Origin of the sequence: Pseudomonas sp. BIGb0558, assembly GCF_024807515.1 — a bacterium.
Classification (GTDB): Bacteria; Pseudomonadota; Gammaproteobacteria; order Pseudomonadales; family Pseudomonadaceae; genus Aquipseudomonas; species Aquipseudomonas yamanorum_A.
Window position 1 is genome coordinate 1 of sequence record NZ_JANUEW010000048.1, and the last position, 15,036, is coordinate 15,036.

The 15,036-nt window shown below is 61.7% G+C and carries 15 protein-coding genes; 3 read left to right on the forward strand and 12 right to left on the reverse strand.

The genetic code is table 11. From position 1 onward, the window contains the following. Positions 1–116 precede the first annotated feature (116 nt). Positions 117–866: a UDP-2,3-diacylglucosamine diphosphatase gene (gene lpxH / locus M2400_RS30215; RefSeq protein ID WP_259199065.1), complete on the reverse strand. Its 750-nt coding sequence runs from the start codon at positions 864–866 to the stop codon at positions 117–119. Beyond that, positions 863–1,366, reverse strand: a complete 504-nt coding sequence (locus tag M2400_RS30220) for a peptidylprolyl isomerase (protein ID WP_010166979.1) — start codon at positions 1,364–1,366, stop codon at positions 863–865. The genes lpxH and M2400_RS30220 overlap by 4 nt, the downstream gene beginning before the upstream one ends. A 247-nt stretch (positions 1,367–1,613) precedes the next feature. Here M2400_RS30220 and M2400_RS30225 point away from each other — a divergent pair, with 247 nt between their 5' ends. Continuing rightward, a complete protein-coding gene (locus tag M2400_RS30225; RefSeq protein ID WP_259199066.1) occupies positions 1,614–3,314 on the forward strand; it encodes a glutamine--tRNA ligase/YqeY domain fusion protein in 1,701 nt (566 codons plus the stop codon). Between the two features lie 21 nt (positions 3,315–3,335). Next, on the forward strand, positions 3,336–4,724 hold the full coding sequence (cysS, locus tag M2400_RS30230; RefSeq protein WP_008432427.1) for a cysteine--tRNA ligase: 1,389 nt from the start codon (positions 3,336–3,338) through the stop codon (positions 4,722–4,724). A gap of 295 nt (positions 4,725–5,019) precedes the next feature. Here cysS and M2400_RS30235 read toward each other — a convergent pair whose 3' ends face one another. Further along, positions 5,020–5,571, reverse strand: a complete 552-nt coding sequence (locus M2400_RS30235; RefSeq protein WP_259199067.1) for a dihydrofolate reductase family protein — start codon at positions 5,569–5,571, stop codon at positions 5,020–5,022. A gap of 163 nt (positions 5,572–5,734) precedes the next feature. Here M2400_RS30235 and lepB point away from each other — a divergent pair, with 163 nt between their 5' ends. Next, positions 5,735–6,403, forward strand: coding sequence for a signal peptidase I (gene lepB, locus M2400_RS30240; RefSeq protein ID WP_177048012.1), 669 nt, complete (start codon positions 5,735–5,737; stop codon positions 6,401–6,403). A gap of 8 nt (positions 6,404–6,411) precedes the next feature. On the opposite strand, the gene M2400_RS30245 is transcribed toward lepB, so the two are convergent. The 9 genes from M2400_RS30245 to M2400_RS30285 all read right to left on the reverse strand — a co-directional run bounded on the left by M2400_RS30245 (position 6,412) and on the right by M2400_RS30285 (position 14,969). Beyond that, on the reverse strand, positions 6,412–6,999 hold the full coding sequence (locus tag M2400_RS30245) for a TetR/AcrR family transcriptional regulator (RefSeq protein WP_177079898.1): 588 nt from the start codon (positions 6,997–6,999) through the stop codon (positions 6,412–6,414). 26 nt (positions 7,000–7,025) lie between these two features. Continuing rightward, positions 7,026–7,778 (reverse strand): 3-oxoacyl-ACP reductase family protein, encoded by a 753-nt coding sequence (locus M2400_RS30250; protein ID WP_177048015.1) that lies wholly within the window; start codon positions 7,776–7,778, stop codon positions 7,026–7,028. Positions 7,779–7,863: 85 nt separating this feature from the next. Continuing rightward, positions 7,864–8,793 carry an alpha/beta hydrolase gene (locus M2400_RS30255; protein WP_177048016.1) on the reverse strand — a complete coding sequence of 310 codons (930 nt, stop codon included), beginning with the start codon at positions 8,791–8,793 and terminating at the stop codon, positions 7,864–7,866. Between the two features lie 106 nt (positions 8,794–8,899). Beyond that, positions 8,900–9,268 carry a Na+/H+ antiporter subunit G gene (locus tag M2400_RS30260; RefSeq protein WP_259199068.1) on the reverse strand — a complete coding sequence of 123 codons (369 nt, stop codon included), beginning with the start codon at positions 9,266–9,268 and terminating at the stop codon, positions 8,900–8,902. Further along, the gene (locus M2400_RS30265; RefSeq protein ID WP_003211751.1) at positions 9,265–9,543 is read right to left on the reverse strand and encodes a K+/H+ antiporter subunit F; all 279 of its coding nucleotides are present in this window, start codon (positions 9,541–9,543) and stop codon (positions 9,265–9,267) included. Before M2400_RS30265 ends, M2400_RS30260 begins: the two co-directional genes overlap by 4 nt. Beyond that, positions 9,540–10,028 (reverse strand): Na+/H+ antiporter subunit E, encoded by a 489-nt coding sequence (locus tag M2400_RS30270; RefSeq protein WP_177079895.1) that lies wholly within the window; start codon positions 10,026–10,028, stop codon positions 9,540–9,542. Before M2400_RS30270 ends, M2400_RS30265 begins: the two co-directional genes overlap by 4 nt. Continuing rightward, positions 10,025–11,707, reverse strand: coding sequence for a monovalent cation/H+ antiporter subunit D (locus tag M2400_RS30275; protein WP_177048020.1), 1,683 nt, complete (start codon positions 11,705–11,707; stop codon positions 10,025–10,027). The genes M2400_RS30270 and M2400_RS30275 overlap by 4 nt, the downstream gene beginning before the upstream one ends. After that, positions 11,704–12,048, reverse strand: coding sequence for a Na+/H+ antiporter subunit C (locus tag M2400_RS30280; protein WP_003192163.1), 345 nt, complete (start codon positions 12,046–12,048; stop codon positions 11,704–11,706). The genes M2400_RS30275 and M2400_RS30280 overlap by 4 nt, the downstream gene beginning before the upstream one ends. Next, entirely contained in the window at positions 12,048–14,969 is a 2,922-nt protein-coding gene (locus M2400_RS30285; RefSeq protein WP_177048022.1) for a monovalent cation/H+ antiporter subunit A, read from the reverse strand. The genes M2400_RS30280 and M2400_RS30285 overlap by 1 nt, the downstream gene beginning before the upstream one ends. Positions 14,970–15,036: the final 67 nt, after the last annotated feature.

Sequence of the window (15,036 nt, forward strand, 5' to 3'; positions counted from 1 at the left end):
TCGCCTGTGTGCTGTGTTGTCTCCTGTGTGGGTGTTTGTTTTTCCTCATCACCCCCCCCCCCCCCCCCCCCCCCCCCCCCCGGCCTCGACAGCTGCTACGGGAATTTGGGTGGTTGTTATGCGCCGGGCAGTGCCAACTGTGGATTGACGAAATCAAAGGCCGCCAACGCAAACCCCTGCTCATCCACCTGCAACGCCCACCCTTGCTTGTCCCAATCCCCCAACACAATGCGCTTGGCCGCCTGCTCGCCAATCTGCAACTTGTGGATCGCCGGGCGGTGGGTATGCCCATGCACCAACGTCCGCACGCCAAACTGCTGCATCACCCTTGGCACTTCCTCGGGTGTCACATCGACAATGTCGTTGGTCTTCATTCGCGTCTGCGCCCGGCTTTCACTGCGCAGCTTGCGCGCCAGCTTGTGCCGCGTGCGCAAGGGCAGGTGCCGCAGGATGAACAGGGTGATGGGGTTGCGCAGGATGCGCCGCAGCTTCATATAGCCGACGTCGCGGGTACACAGGCTGTCGCCGTGCATCAACAGCACGGGTTCGCCTGCGAGCTGCACCACACTCGGGTCCTTGAGCAAGGTGGCGCCCGCTGCTTTGCAGAACGCCTTGCCGATCAGGAAATCCCGGTTGCCATGCATGATGAAAATCTGGGTGCCGCTGTCGCTCAGCTCGCGCAGAGCCAGGCAAATCGAACGCTGGAAGGGCGTCATCCCATCGTCGCCAATCCAGGCTTCGAAGAAGTCCCCCAGAATGTACAACGCCTGGGCGGAACGGGCGCGACCGTTCAGTAAATCCAGAAACGCCCGGGTAATGTCCGGGCGCTCCTCTTCCAGATGCAAATCTGAAATCAGCAATATCACTCAACGATCTCGGCTTTCTCGACGATTACGTCTTCTACCGGTACGTCCTGGTGACCTGCCTTGCCGGTGGTTTGCACACCCTTGATCTTGTCGACAACGTCCTGGCCTTCGGTGACTTTACCGAATACCGCGTAGCCCCAGCCCTGCACGTTCTTGCCGCTGTGGTTCAGGAAGGCGTTGTCGGCCACGTTGATGAAGAACTGCGCGGAGGCCGAATGCGGCTCCATGGTACGGGCCATGGCGACGGTGTACTTGTCGTTGGAAAGGCCGTTGTCCGCTTCGTTCTGGATGCTTGGACGCTTGTCTTTCTTTTCTTTCATGCCAGGCTCGAAACCGCCGCCCTGGACCATGAAGTTGCCGATGACACGGTGGAAAACAGTGTTTTCGTAGTGGCCGGCTTTAACGTACTCGATGAAGTTGGCGACGGTGATCGGCGCTTTCTCGGCGTTCAGCTCGATGACGATGTCACCGTGGTTGGTGGTCAGTTTGACTTGAGTCATGTTCACTACTCTTTCAAGGAATTCGTGGGTTTGGGCGTTTTGCGCCTTACCTGCTTGGCAAAAATCGCAACCAAGGCGCGCAGTTTAGCGTGACCTGCGGGAATTTCGAGGTGGTTTTTTACCGCCCATGCAATAAATGCAGCAGTTTTTGGCCTCGCTCTGTCAGGGCCTTGACAGCATCGGCTATGATAAGCCCTTTGTTTGTCGGCCTCATCCCGGCCAAGTACTTCGTCTGTTCAAGGATCCTATGAGCAAGCCCACTGTCGACCCTACCTCGAATTCCAAGGCCGGACCTGCCGTCCCGGTCAATTTCCTGCGCCCGATCATCCAGGCGGACCTGGATTCGGGCAAGCACACGCAGATCGTCACCCGTTTCCCGCCTGAGCCCAACGGTTACCTGCACATCGGCCACGCCAAGTCGATCTGTGTGAACTTCGGCCTGGCCCAGGAGTTCGGTGGCGTCACGCACCTGCGTTTCGACGACACCAACCCGGCCAAGGAAGACCAGGAATACATCGACGCCATCGAAAGCGACATCAAGTGGCTGGGCTTCGAATGGTCCGGTGAAGTGCGCTATGCCTCCAAGTATTTCGACCAGTTGTTCGACTGGGCTGTCGAGCTGATCAAGGCCGGCAAGGCCTACGTCGACGACCTGACTCCTGAGCAGGCCAAGGAATACCGTGGCACGCTGACCGAGCCGGGCAAGAACAGCCCGTTCCGCGACCGCTCGGTGGAAGAGAACCTGGACTGGTTCAACCGCATGCGCGCCGGCGAGTTCCCGGACGGCGCCCGTGTACTGCGTGCCAAGATCGACATGGCCTCGCCGAACATGAACCTGCGCGACCCAATCATGTACCGCATCCGCCACGCCCATCACCACCAGACCGGTGACAAGTGGTGCATCTACCCGAACTACGACTTCACCCACGGTCAGTCGGACGCCATCGAAGGCATCACCCACTCCATCTGCACCCTGGAGTTCGAAAGCCACCGACCGCTGTACGAATGGTTCCTCGACAGCCTGCCGGTACCGGCGCACCCGCGTCAGTACGAGTTCAGTCGCCTGAACCTGAACTACACCATCACCAGCAAGCGCAAGCTCAAGCAGCTGGTAGATGAAAAGCACGTACACGGCTGGGATGACCCGCGCATGTCGACCCTGTCGGGCTTCCGCCGTCGCGGCTACACCCCTGCGTCGATCCGCAGTTTCTGCGACATGGTCGGCACCAACCGCTCCGACGGCGTGGTCGACTACGGCATGCTCGAATTCAGCATCCGCCAGGACCTCGACGCGAACGCGCCGCGCGCCATGTGCGTGCTGCGTCCGTTGAAAGTCGTGATCACCAATTATCCGGAAGACCAGGTCGAGAACCTCGAGTTGCCGCGTCACCCGCAGAAAGAAGAACTCGGCGTGCGCAAGCTGCCGTTCGCCCGTGAAATCTACATCGACCGCGATGACTTCATGGAAGAGCCGCCAAAAGGCTACAAGCGCCTGGAGCCGAACGGCGAAGTGCGCCTGCGTGGCAGCTACGTGATCCGTGCCGACGAAGCCATCAAGGACGCCGATGGCAACGTCGTCGAACTGCGTTGCTCCTACGACCCGGACACCCTGGGCAAGAACCCTGAAGGCCGCAAGGTCAAAGGTGTGGTGCACTGGGTGCCGGCCGCTGCCAGCATCGAATGCGAAGTGCGCCTGTACGATCGTCTGTTCCGCTCGCCTAACCCCGAGAAGGCCGAAGACAGCGCCAGTTTCCTGGACAACATCAATCCTGACTCGCTGCAAGTTCTCACTGGTTGTCGTGCCGAGCCATCGCTTGGCGACGCACAGCCGGAAGACCGTTTCCAGTTCGAGCGCGAAGGTTACTTCTGCGCGGATATCAAGGACTCGAAACCAGGTGCTCCGGTATTCAACCGTACCGTGACCTTGCGTGATTCGTGGGGCCAGTGATCAAGTCTTAAGGGATTCGTCGTGCTAACGATCTACAACACACTCAGCAAGACCAAAGAAGTCTTCAAGCCGCTGGATGGCAACAAGGTGCGCATGTACGTGTGCGGCATGACCGTGTACGACTACTGCCACATCGGCCACGGCCGCAGCATGGTCGCCTTCGACCTGGTGACCCGCTGGTTGCGCTTCAGCGGTTATGACCTGACCTACGTGCGCAACATCACCGACATCGACGACAAGATCATCAATCGCGCCAACGAAAACGGCGAGTCGTTCGACGCGCTGACCGAGCGCATGATTGCTGCGATGCACGAGGACGAGGCCCGCCTCAACATCCTCAAGCCGGACATGGAGCCGCGCGCCACGGACCATATCCCGGGCATGCACGCGATGATCCAGACCCTGATCGACAAGGGTTACGCCTACGCGCCGGGCAATGGTGACGTGTACTACCGCGTCGCCAAGTTCATGGGTTACGGCAAGCTGTCGCGCAAGAAAATCGAAGACCTGCGCATCGGCGCACGTATCGAAGTCGACGAAGCCAAGCAAGACCCGCTGGACTTCGTGCTGTGGAAAGGCACCAAGCCCGGCGAGCCGAGCTGGGAGTCGCCGTGGGGCGCCGGGCGTCCGGGTTGGCACATCGAATGCTCGGTGATGTCCACCTGCTGCCTGGGCGAGACCTTCGACATTCATGGCGGCGGCAGCGACCTTGAGTTCCCGCACCACGAAAACGAAATCGCCCAAAGCGAAGCGGCCACCGGCAAGACCTACGCCAACGCGTGGATGCACTGCGGCATGATTCGCATCAATGGCGAGAAGATGTCCAAGTCCTTGAACAACTTCTTCACCATTCGCGACGTGCTGGAAAAGTACCACCCGGAAGTGGTGCGCTACCTGTTGGTGTCGAGCCACTACCGCAGCGCGATCAACTATTCGGAAGACAACCTCAAGGACGCCAAGGGCGCCCTGGAGCGCTTCTACCACGCGCTGAAAGGCCTGCCATCCGTGGCCCCTGCGGGCGGCGAAGCGTTTGTTGCACGGTTTACCGAAGTGATGAACGACGACTTCGGCACACCGGAAGCCTGTGCGGTGCTGTTTGAAATGGTGCGTGAGATCAACCGACTGCGCGAGAGTGATCTCGACGCGGCGGCGGGGCTTGCGGCACGTTTGAAAGAGCTGGCGAGCGTGCTGGGCGTGCTGCAGATGGAAGCCGATGACTTCCTGCAAGCAGGCGCCGAAGGGCGTGTGGATGCGGCTGAAGTTGATGCGCTGATCCAGGCACGTTTGACTGCCCGGGCTAACAAGGACTGGGCGGAGTCTGACCGTATCCGCGACCAACTGACCGCGATGGGTGTGGTGTTGGAAGACGGGAAGGGCGGGACGACGTGGCGGTTGGCTGATCAGGCTTGATTGGTGAGTGCTGAATGAAAAACGCCCTGACTGGTTCGGGGCGTTTTTTTTGGCCTATCTATCCGTTATTCGGGCGGCGGTTCTGCGTGTCTCGGACGGGACACCTGTGCGGGGACATGGTTGACACATCCTGAGGTGAGCAAAACACAGAGCTCCTAAATGTGGGAGCGGGCTTGCTCGCGAAGAGCCAGAGGGCGCCGCGCTCATCCAGGAAACACGCGTTATCGTTAACGACCTTCGCGAGCAAGCCCGCTCCCACATTTGACCGCGTTTGCTTTTGCTTTTGCTTCTACCATCAGCGCTCGCCACTGACCCTATACCGGCTTTGAACAAAGCCGTTGCCCGACGCATACGTGCCGATATGCCGAAGCTCATGCTCGCTACCCACCTGGCTGAACAAGGGAATCCCCTGACCCAACACTACCGGGATACGCGTGATGATCATCTCGTTGATCAAGCCCGCCTCAAGAAACGCCTGAATCGTCTGGCCTCCGTCGATATACAGGTGTTTCATCCCTCGCTCGGCTAACTCGGCCACGAGTGCGGTCACATCCTGGCTCACGACCTCAACCTTGCCCTTCAAATCCGCAGGTAGCTCAACCGATTGATGAGCGAGCGCGATGACTGGCGTGCCCTCATAGGGCCATTCCGGAAAGGACAGCACTTTTTCCAGGGTCTTGCGTCCCATCACCAGCGCATCCACCGTGGCGATGAACGCTTCGTAGGTCACGCCGTTCAATTCGGTGACTTCGTACTCTGGCCGATGAAGCCACTCAATATCACCGTCTGGCCGGGCAATAAAGCCATCGACGCTGGCTGCAATAAAGACCGAGCATTTGATATCCATGGGGGGCGACACTCCTTTTCTGTGGGCTTGAAAGCAACGGCTGCCATTGGCTGGAAGCGCTAATGTTAATTTAATCTTCCGGTGTAATAAGCGACCATTGCCAAAAATAACCACGGGCTGCCCGGCATGTGCCGATGCCCCCTTTTTTGTAATGCGAGGATGTATGCGCCGTTGGTTAATCCGCTACCGTTACGCAATCATTTTCTGGCTGTGCTTTGGCGTTTTCCGTACGTCCCTGGCCGACTGGAACCCGATCCCATCCGGCTCCATGCGCCCGACCTTGCTGGAGGGCGATGTAGTACTGGTCAATCGCGTGGCGTACGACCTCAAGCTGCCCCTCACCGATATTTCCCTGGCCAAGCTGGATAACCCCCGGCGCGGCGATGTGGTGACGTTCTCCTCACCCAAGGACGGCATGCGCTTGATCAAGCGCATCGTCGGCATTCCCGGCGACACCCTGGAAATGCGCGATGAGGTGCTGTGGGTCAACGGCACGCCGGCCACCTACAGCAATGGGCAGGATATACGCGAGCCCATCGCGCCTGGCCAAACAGTTCCGGGGATCAAGGTGACGGAGCGTGCGAACAACAGCCAGCGCACGATTCAATTCATGCCGACAGTCCGGGCGCTGCGCGATTTCGGCCCGGTGACGGTGCCGGCCGACAGTTATTTCATGTTGGGTGACAACCGCGACAACAGCGATGACTCACGCTATATCGGGTTTGTGCCGCGTCGGCTGTTGATCGGGCACGCCCACCATATCCTGGCGTCAGCGCAGATCCTGGATCACTGGATGCCGCGACTGGGCCGATTTGGCGCGCCGATCCTGTAGTGGGTTGATCACGCTTTCGCGCTCAGCGCCCGCAACGCAAACCCCGCGATGCCTTCCAGTTGCTCAGTGGTTGCGCCGCCCTTGCTGGCGATTTTCATGCCGCTGAGGGTGGCCATCAGAAAATCACACGCGCCGGTCAGGTCGGTATCTGCTCCCACTTCACCCTGTTCCTGCGCCTGTCCCAGGGTCTGTTCGAATGCGTTGCGCAAGCGCTCGGCGCTGTGGGCGGTGAGTTGATTGATTTCATCATCGGCCTGGCCGAACTCGCAGATGGCGTTGACGCCCATGCACCCTGCGGTCCCTTCGCGCAGAGCGCGGGTGGCGAAGGATTGCAGGGTGTCATGCAGCGCTTGCAGCGGCGTCGGGCCCTGATTCAGGCGCCCGATCAGGTCGTCGACACCGGTGCGCTGATACTCGGCCATCGCCAGCAGGTACAACTGGCGTTTGTCGCCAAAGGTGTTGTACATGCTCTGGCGACTCAACCCCATGGCCTGCATCAGCTCTTCGGTTGAGGCCGCGGCAAAACCCTTGTCGCAGAAAACCCGAATGGCTTCGCGCAGCACCTGGTCGCGGTCGAATGCTCTGGGTCTTGCCATGGGGTACCTCGGTTGCGAGTGATGGGTCAGGCCAGGTAACCACCGTCGATGGTCAGGCTTGCGCCGGTGACAAAGGCCGCTTCCTCGGAGGCGAGGTAAGCCACCATACCGGCTACTTCGTCGGCGGTGCCTACGCGGCCCAAGGGGATCAAATTTTTGATCATGCCCGCGTGAGGCCCGTCCGCCGGGTTCATGTCGGTGCTGGTCGGGCCCGGTTGCACGTTGTTGACGGTGATGCCGCGCGGGGCGAAATCAATCGCCAGGCCGCGGATCATACCGGCGATCGCCGACTTCGTCATGCTGTAGACACTGGAACCCGGGAAGCCCGAACGCTGGGCAACCACGCTGCCGACGCTGATGATCCGGTCACCGGCCTGCATCACCGGCGAACACGCCTTGGCGGCGGCAAAGGTGGCGCGGACGTTGACCGCAAACATCCTGTCGAAGTCTTCCAGGCTGAACTCGTCGACACTGCCCAACTGCAGGATGCCGGCGTTGTTGACCAGAATATTCAACGCGCCAAACCGTTCAACGGTGGTGGACACCGCCCGCTCAATCGCGACGACATCAGCGCTGTCGGCCTGAATCGCCAGGGCTTTGCCGCCCGTGCTTTCGATCTGGCTTACCAGTGCCAGCGCCTTGTCTGAGGAGGCCGAATAGGTGAACGCAACCGCTGCGCCTTCGGCGGCCAGACGGCGCACGATGGCTTCGCCAATCCCGCGGGAACCGCCGGTGACCAGGGCGACCTTGTTGCTGAAACGAGGGGTAGGAGTAGTCATGAAAGAGCGCCTGAGTTTAGTGGATTAAATAATCCACTAAACCGTATCAGGCCCAAAGAAGCGCGCCAAGCTCTTTTTGGATTAATTAATCTCTAATCGCCATTGTCTGCTCAAGGAACAGCGCCGCATTCTCCAGCGCCTGCATTCCTTCGGGCAAAATCGCCGCAAACAGGTGCCAGACGTGGAACATCCCGGGCCAAACTTCCAGCGACACCCGCACCCGGTTTTCCCCCAGATGGGTGGCCAGGCGCATGGCATCGCTGAGCATCACTTCGTTTTCGCCGATCTGCACCAGAATCGGCGGCAAGCCCCTGACGTCCGCGAACACCGGCGATGCATCGGGGTCGTTTGGCGGCGCGCCGTTGAGAAACGCTTTCGCCAGCAGCGTCAGCCCTGCGCGGGAGGCTTGCGGGTCGAGGCCGTCACGGCTGTCGATGGAGGCACCGGTGTGTTCCAGGTTGGCCCACGGCGACAAGGCGGCGCCCGCGGCGGGCAGCGGCAAGCCGGCGTTGCGGGCCTTGACCATCACCGACACCACCATCGCGCCGCCGGCCGAGTCACCGGAGAACACAATGGATTTGGGATCGTTGCCCTGGTCGAGCAACCAACGATAGGCCTGCAGCGTGTCATCGATGGGCAGCGGAAACGGATGCTCGGGCGCCAAGCGGTAATCAGGCAAGTAGACCTTTGCCCCCAGCAGTTTGGCGAAGTGGCCGGCAAGGCCCAGATAACCCCGTGGGCTGCCGCCGACATAACCACCGCCGTGGATGTACAGCAACACTCGATCACCCTCCATCGCATCAGGCACTACCACCATGGCCGGTACGCCGCCCATGTCGACCTCATGAAAGCGTACACCGGCGGGAATCGGATGAGCGCTCAGCACCTGCTCGTAAGCCTTGCGCTGTTCATCGAGGGTAAGGGTGGTTGCTTGGCCGGTGAGAAAGGGCCCGAAGTCAGCGGCTGATGCAACCCAGGCGTCGAGACGAGCCTGGACAAGGGGAGCGAATGCCATGGGAGAGAACCTCATAAAGTGACCCCGATACCGGGATTAGCGATTGAGGTTCTATTTTATGGATTCTATTGGAGAACGAATTTCACCACTGAAGCGCCTGGCGGGATCAGCTACCGCTGTCAGCCCGGCGGCTGCTGACTTCAGCCGGCACATCATCCCCGGCCATACGTTTGCGGAACAACGCAGTCCTGGCCAGCAGCAACGTAGTCACCGGCACCGTGATCGACAGCAGAATCGGAATCAACCAACCGTGCAGCACCGGCCCGGACTTGAGTACCGAAAAGTAGATGATCGAGGCCAGCGCCACACACCAGGCGCCCAGCGTCGAGGCCAGTGCCGGCGGGTGCATGCGCTGGAAGAAGTCCTTCATGCGCAGCAAGCCGATCGCGCCAATCAACGCAAACACACTGCTGAGCACCAGCAGCACCGCGACGATCACTTCAACCCAAAGCGGCAACACGTCGACATTGATCATTCAATCACCTCCCCACGCAGCAGGAATTTCGCCAGGGCAAACGACCCCACAAAACCAAACAGCGCGATCAACAAGGCCGCTTCAAAATAGGTGTCACTGGCATACCGGATGCCCAGCACCAGCATCATCAGCATCGCCAGGATGTACAGGTAATCCAGCGCCAGAACCCGGTCCTGGGCCGAGGGGCCTTTGAACAGGCGCACCAGGGTCAGCACCATGGCCAGGGAAAACAGGAACAGGCTGAACAGGATCGCATTGGAGAGCAGGGCGCTCATTCGAAGATCTCCATCAGGGGCCGTTCGTAGGCGTGTTTGAAGTGCTCGATAAACTGCGCTTCGTCATCCAGGTCGAACACGTGGATCAGCAGGATGCTGCGGTCCAGGGCCAGCTCCGACCACACGGTGCCGGGCGTCACGCTGGTGATCATCGACAGTACGGCCAGGCCGTTGGCGTCTCGCAGGTCCAGGGGGATTTTGATAAAGCGCGAGCGTGGCGGGCGCGAGCCGCAGACCAGGATGCCCCAGGCCACGGCGAGGTTGGAGATGATCACGTCGCGGCCCACCAGGAAGAACAGGCGGATGATCACACCCGGGCGGCGGATGCGGATCGGCAGCGGGCGCAGCGGCGCCATCATCAGCGGCGCCGCAAAACCGAGGATCGCCCCCAGCAGCAGGTTGCCGGGGCTCACGGACAGGTTCAGCACCAGCCACAACAGCCACAGCGCCAACGACAGCCACGGGGCAGGAAACAGGCGCTTCATGGCTGCACCTCCAATGCGGCGGCCTTGGCCTCAGGGCTCATCACCGGTCGCGTCGCCATCACGGCCATCACGTAATGTTCCGGATTATTCAGGCTTTCGGCAGCAGCCTGGGTGTAGCGCATCAGCGGCTCGGCCTTGAAGGTCAGGGCGATGCTCAGGCCCAGCAGGAAGAAGATCGGCACGCATTCAAAACGGCGCAGCAATGGCGACGGGCGTTCTTCCGGGGTCCAGAAGCGCTGGATGCCGAGGCGGGCGAAGGCGATCAGCGAGGCCAGGCCCGAGAAGATCAACAGCGCCACCAAGCCCCACGCGGCGGGGCGCACCGGCTCGTCGATGGCATTGCCCAGGCCCATCGGATTGATCAAGGCGCTGAGCAGGCTGAGCTTGCCGATAAACCCGGACAGCGGCGGCATGCCGATGATCAGCAGGGCACAGGCGATAAAGCTCAGGCCAAGGAAGGCCACGGTCCAGGGGATGACCTGGCCGACCACGGCTTTCTGCTCATCGTCGAGGTTGGTGCCGGGCGGTGGATGCAGGGATTCCATGGCCTTGGGCAGGGCTTCGATTTCATCGTCCAGGGGCATGTCATTGGCCGAGCGCGAACGCTCGATCAATTCGGCCAGCAGGAACAGCGCGCTCAAGGCCAGGGTGGAACTGACCAGATAAAACAGCGCTCCGGCGGTCAGGCTCGGCTGGGCAAAACCCACGGCCGACAGCAGGATCCCGGCGGACACCAAAATGCTCAGGCTGGCCATGCGCTCCAGGCGTTGCGCGGCGATCATCGCCAGCGCCGCGCAGACGATGGTCGCCATGCCGCCGTAGATCAGCCAGTCGCCGCCGAACAGCGCCGAGGCACCGGCCTGGCCGGAGAACAGCAGGTTCCACAGGCGCAGCACGGTGTACACGCCGACCTTGGTCATGATCGCAAACATCGCCGCCACCGGCGCACTCGCCGAGGAGTAGGCGGGCGCCAGCCAGAAGTTCAGCGGCCACATGCCGGCCTTGGCCAGGAACGCTACGGCGAGGATGCCCGCACCGGCGTGCAGCAGGCCGCGATCGGCTTCCGGTACCAGGGGGATTTTCAGCGCCAGGTCGGCAAAGTTCAGGGTGCCGGTGACGCCGTAGATCAGCGCCGCACCAATCAGGAACAACGTCGAGGCCAGCAGGTTGATCGAGATGTAGTGCAGCCCCGCCGACACCCGCGCCCGGCCCGAGCCGTGGAGCATCAGGCCGTAGGAGGCCGCCAGCAGTACCTCGAAAAACACGAACAGGTTGAACAGGTCCGCCGTCAGGAAGGCGCCATAAAGGCCCATCAGCTGGATCTGGAACAGCGCATGGAAACTGGTGCCGGCACGGTCCCAGCGGGCCATGGCGAACAGCAGGGCGCTGACGCCGATGATCCCCGTGAGCACCAGCATCATGGCCGACAACTGGTCTACCACCAGCACGATGCCGAACGGCACTTGCCAGTTGCCCGGCAGGTACACGCCGATGGAGCCGGGGCCACCTTTCTGGGTCCAGTACAGCAACAGCACCGCGATGCCGAGGCCCACCATGCTGGAGAACAGGTTGATCCGCGCCTTGAGCGGGCGGTGTTTCTCGCCGAGCATCAGCATCAGCGCGGCGGTCAGCAACGGCAGCAGGATCGGCGCGATGATCAGTTGATTCATCCAGGTCATTCCTTGGGCTCCCGGCCGTCCACATGGTCAGTGCCGGTCAGGCCCCGGGACGCCAGCAGCACCACCAGGAACAGCGCGGTCATGGCGAAGCTGATCACGATCGCCGTCAGCACCAGGGCCTGGGGCAGCGGATCGGTGTAGTTGAGCAAGTCTTGCGGCACGCCGTCCTTGATGATCGGCTCCTTACCGATAAACAGGCTGCCCATGCTGAAGATGAACAGGTTGACCCCGTAGGACAGCAGGCACAGGCCCATCACCACCTGGAACGTCCGTGGCCGCAGGATCAGCCAGACGCCGGAGGCTGCCAGCACCCCAATGGCAATTGCGATGACTTCTTCCATCAGGCGGCTCCTCCTTGGCTGGCAACGGCTTTCGCCTGGTTGCTGGGTTTATGGGCACGCACCGATTGGTGGCCCAGGGCGGTGAGCATCAGCAGGGTCGAGCCGACCACCATGGCGTACACGCCGACGTCGAAGAACAGCGCGCTGGCGACGTGGATGTCGCCCAGCACCGGCAGGCTGAAGTGCCAGGTGTGGGTGGTCAGGAACGGGTAGCCGGCGAACAGTGCGCCAAGCCCAGTGAGGGTTGCCGACAGCAAGCCAAAGCCCATCCAGCGCATCGGCCGCAGGCTCATCTGTGCCTCGACCCACTGGGTGCCGGCGACCATGTATTGCAGGATGAACGCCACCGACATCACCAACCCGGCGACAAAGCCGCCGCCCGGTTGATTGTGGCCGCGCATGAACAGGTAGAACGAAACCACCAGGGCAATCGGCAGCAGCAGGCGCACCAGCACCGCCGGCACCATCATGAAGCCCAGGGCAGTGTCGCTGGCCTGGCGCGGGTTGACCAGGTCGGTGGCCACGTCGGGCGCCAGCTGGCGCTGTTGCGCGGGCAATTCCATGCTTTCTTTCGAAGGGCGGAAGCGGCGCAGCAGGGCGTAGACGGTCAGCGCCACGGCGCCGAGCACGGTGATTTCCCCCAGGGTGTCGAAGCCCCGGAAGTCCACCAGCATCACGTTCACCACATTGCTGCCACCGCCTTCGGGCAGGGCGCGGCTGAGGTAGAACGAGGAGATATCGTTGGGCGTCTGGCGCGTCAGCATCGCGTAGGAGAGCAGCGCCATGCCGCCACCCACGACGGTGGACAGGAGCAAGTCCCGCAGGCGTCGGATGCGTGCCTTGCGCAACGAGCTCGGCAATGGCGAAACCTCTTCGATCCGCCGTGGCAGCCAGCGCAGGCCCAGCAGGATCAACACGGTAGTGACCACTTCGACCACCAGTTGGGTCAGCGCGAGATCCGGCGCGGAGAACCAGACGAAGGTCACGCAGGTCATCAGGCCGCACACGCTGACCATGGTCAGGGCTGCCAGCCGGTGGTACTTGGCTTGCCAGGCGGCGCCCAGGGCGCAGGCGATTGCCAGCAACCACAGGGTGACGAACACGATGGAGCCCGGGATCTTCGGCCGGTCGCCCCAACTGAGGCCGCTGTGCAGCATCGGGATCAACCCGGCGATCACCGCCGCCAGCACCAGCAGGAACAGCTGGGTTTGCAGGCGCTTGGTGCTGATGCGTTTTTCGATCTTGCGCACCCCGCGCATCATCACCACCAGGCAGCGCTCGAAGCCGCGCTTGCCGTTGAAGTAGCTGATGATCGGCGGGTATTTGAAGCGGCCCAGCTTGAGTTGCTTGCGCAGTAGCAGGTACAGCACCACGCCGCCGGACATGGCCACCAGGCTCATGATCATCGGCGCGTTCCAGCCGTGCCAGATGGCCAGGCTGTACTGCGGCAGTACCCCGCCGACTACCGGCAGGGCGGCGGCGGCGAGGATCGAGCCGACCACTTGCGCGGGGAAAATTCCCACCAGCAGGCAGGTAAACACCAGCAGTTCCACCGGTGCACGCATCCAGCGTGGCGGTTCGTGCGGGGTGTGGGGCAGGTTGGTCGCGGTGGGGCCGAAGAACACATCCACGGTAAAGCGCAGGGCATAGGCCACGCTGAAGGTACCGGCGATGGTCGCGATCACCGGCAGGGCGATTTCCACCCAGGCGGTGGAGGAAATAAAGACGGTCTCGGCGAAGAACATTTCCTTGGACAGGAAACCGTTGAGCAGCGGCACGCCGGCCATGGACGCACTGGCGACCATCGCCAGGGTGGCGGTAAACGGAATCAGCCTCACCAGGCCGCTGAGCTTGCGGATGTCACGGGTGCCGCTCTCGTGGTCGATGATCCCTGCCGCCATGAACAGCGACGCCTTGAAGGTGGCGTGGTTGAGGATATGGAACACCGCGGCGACAGCGGCCAGCGGGCTGTTGAGCCCCAGCAGCAAGGTGATCAGCCCGAGGTGGCTGATGGTGGAGTAGGCCAGCAGGCCCTTGAGATCGTTCTGGAACATGGCGCAATAAGCGCCGAGCAGCAGGGTAATGGCGCCGGCACCGCCGACAATCCAGAACCATTCTTCGCTGCCGGACAGCGACGGCCACAGGCGGGCCAGCAGGAACACGCCGGCCTTCACCATCGTCGCCGAGTGCAGGTAGGCCGACACCGGCGTCGGTGCAGCCATGGCGTGGGGCAGCCAGAAGTGGAAGGGGAACTGCGCGCTTTTGCTCAGGGCGCCGATCAGCACCAGGGCGAGCATGATCGGGTACAACGAATGGGCACGGATCTGGTCACCGGCAGCCAGGACCTGGTCCAGGTCATAGCTGCCGACGATATGCCCGAGCAGCATCACCCCCGCCAGCAGGCACAGGCCGCCTGCGCCGGTGACCATCAGCGCCATATAGGCGCCACGCCGGGCATCGGCGCGATGGTGCCAATAGCCGATCAACAGGAAGGAGAACAGGCTGGTGAGTTCCCAGAAAAACACGATCTGGATCAGGTTGCCGGAGATCACCAAGCCAAGCATGGCACCCATGAACGCCAGGAAAAACGCGAAGAAGCGCGGCACCGGGTCTTCCGGCGACATGTAATAACGGGCGTAGAGCGACACCAGGGTCCCGATGCCCAGCACCAGCATCGAGAACAACCAGGCAAAACCGTCCATGCGCAGCACGAAGTTCAGCCCGAGGCTGGGCAACCACATGAATTCTTCGCGAATCACGCCACCGTGGGCGATCTGGGGGTAGAGCAGGGCGACTTGGACCGTCCCCACCAGGGCGACAAGGCCGGCCAGCAGGGACTCTGTGTTGCGTGCGTTGTGCGGCAGCAAGGCCGCGAGACAGCTGCCGACAAAGGGCAGAAGCAGTAGAACTATCAGGGACATAGGCTTCTAATCTGCGGGAGTTTGGGATGCATCATACGTGCCGGAATCTTGATCACCAAACGGCAAG

What these genes read in the sequence shown, in the direction of transcription:
- M2400_RS30220 (WP_010166979.1), bottom strand. Translation starts at nt 1,366, where the DNA reads ATGACTCAAGTCAAACTGACCACCAACCACGGTGACATCGTCATCGAG.
- M2400_RS30225 (WP_259199066.1), top strand. Translation starts at nt 1,614, where the DNA reads ATGAGCAAGCCCACTGTCGACCCTACCTCGAATTCCAAGGCCGGACCT.
- M2400_RS30235 (WP_259199067.1), bottom strand. Translation starts at nt 5,571, where the DNA reads ATGGATATCAAATGCTCGGTCTTTATTGCAGCCAGCGTCGATGGCTTT.
- lepB (WP_177048012.1), top strand. Translation starts at nt 5,735, where the DNA reads ATGCGCCGTTGGTTAATCCGCTACCGTTACGCAATCATTTTCTGGCTG.
- M2400_RS30245 (WP_177079898.1), bottom strand. Translation starts at nt 6,999, where the DNA reads ATGGCAAGACCCAGAGCATTCGACCGCGACCAGGTGCTGCGCGAAGCC.
- M2400_RS30250 (WP_177048015.1), bottom strand. Translation starts at nt 7,778, where the DNA reads ATGACTACTCCTACCCCTCGTTTCAGCAACAAGGTCGCCCTGGTCACC.
- M2400_RS30255 (WP_177048016.1), bottom strand. Translation starts at nt 8,793, where the DNA reads ATGGCATTCGCTCCCCTTGTCCAGGCTCGTCTCGACGCCTGGGTTGCA.
- M2400_RS30260 (WP_259199068.1), bottom strand. Translation starts at nt 9,268, where the DNA reads ATGATCAATGTCGACGTGTTGCCGCTTTGGGTTGAAGTGATCGTCGCG.
- M2400_RS30265 (WP_003211751.1), bottom strand. Translation starts at nt 9,543, where the DNA reads ATGAGCGCCCTGCTCTCCAATGCGATCCTGTTCAGCCTGTTCCTGTTT.
- M2400_RS30270 (WP_177079895.1), bottom strand. Translation starts at nt 10,028, where the DNA reads ATGAAGCGCCTGTTTCCTGCCCCGTGGCTGTCGTTGGCGCTGTGGCTG.
- M2400_RS30275 (WP_177048020.1), bottom strand. Translation starts at nt 11,707, where the DNA reads ATGACCTGGATGAATCAACTGATCATCGCGCCGATCCTGCTGCCGTTG.
- M2400_RS30280 (WP_003192163.1), bottom strand. Translation starts at nt 12,048, where the DNA reads ATGGAAGAAGTCATCGCAATTGCCATTGGGGTGCTGGCAGCCTCCGGC.
- M2400_RS30285 (WP_177048022.1), bottom strand. Translation starts at nt 14,969, where the DNA reads ATGTCCCTGATAGTTCTACTGCTTCTGCCCTTTGTCGGCAGCTGTCTC.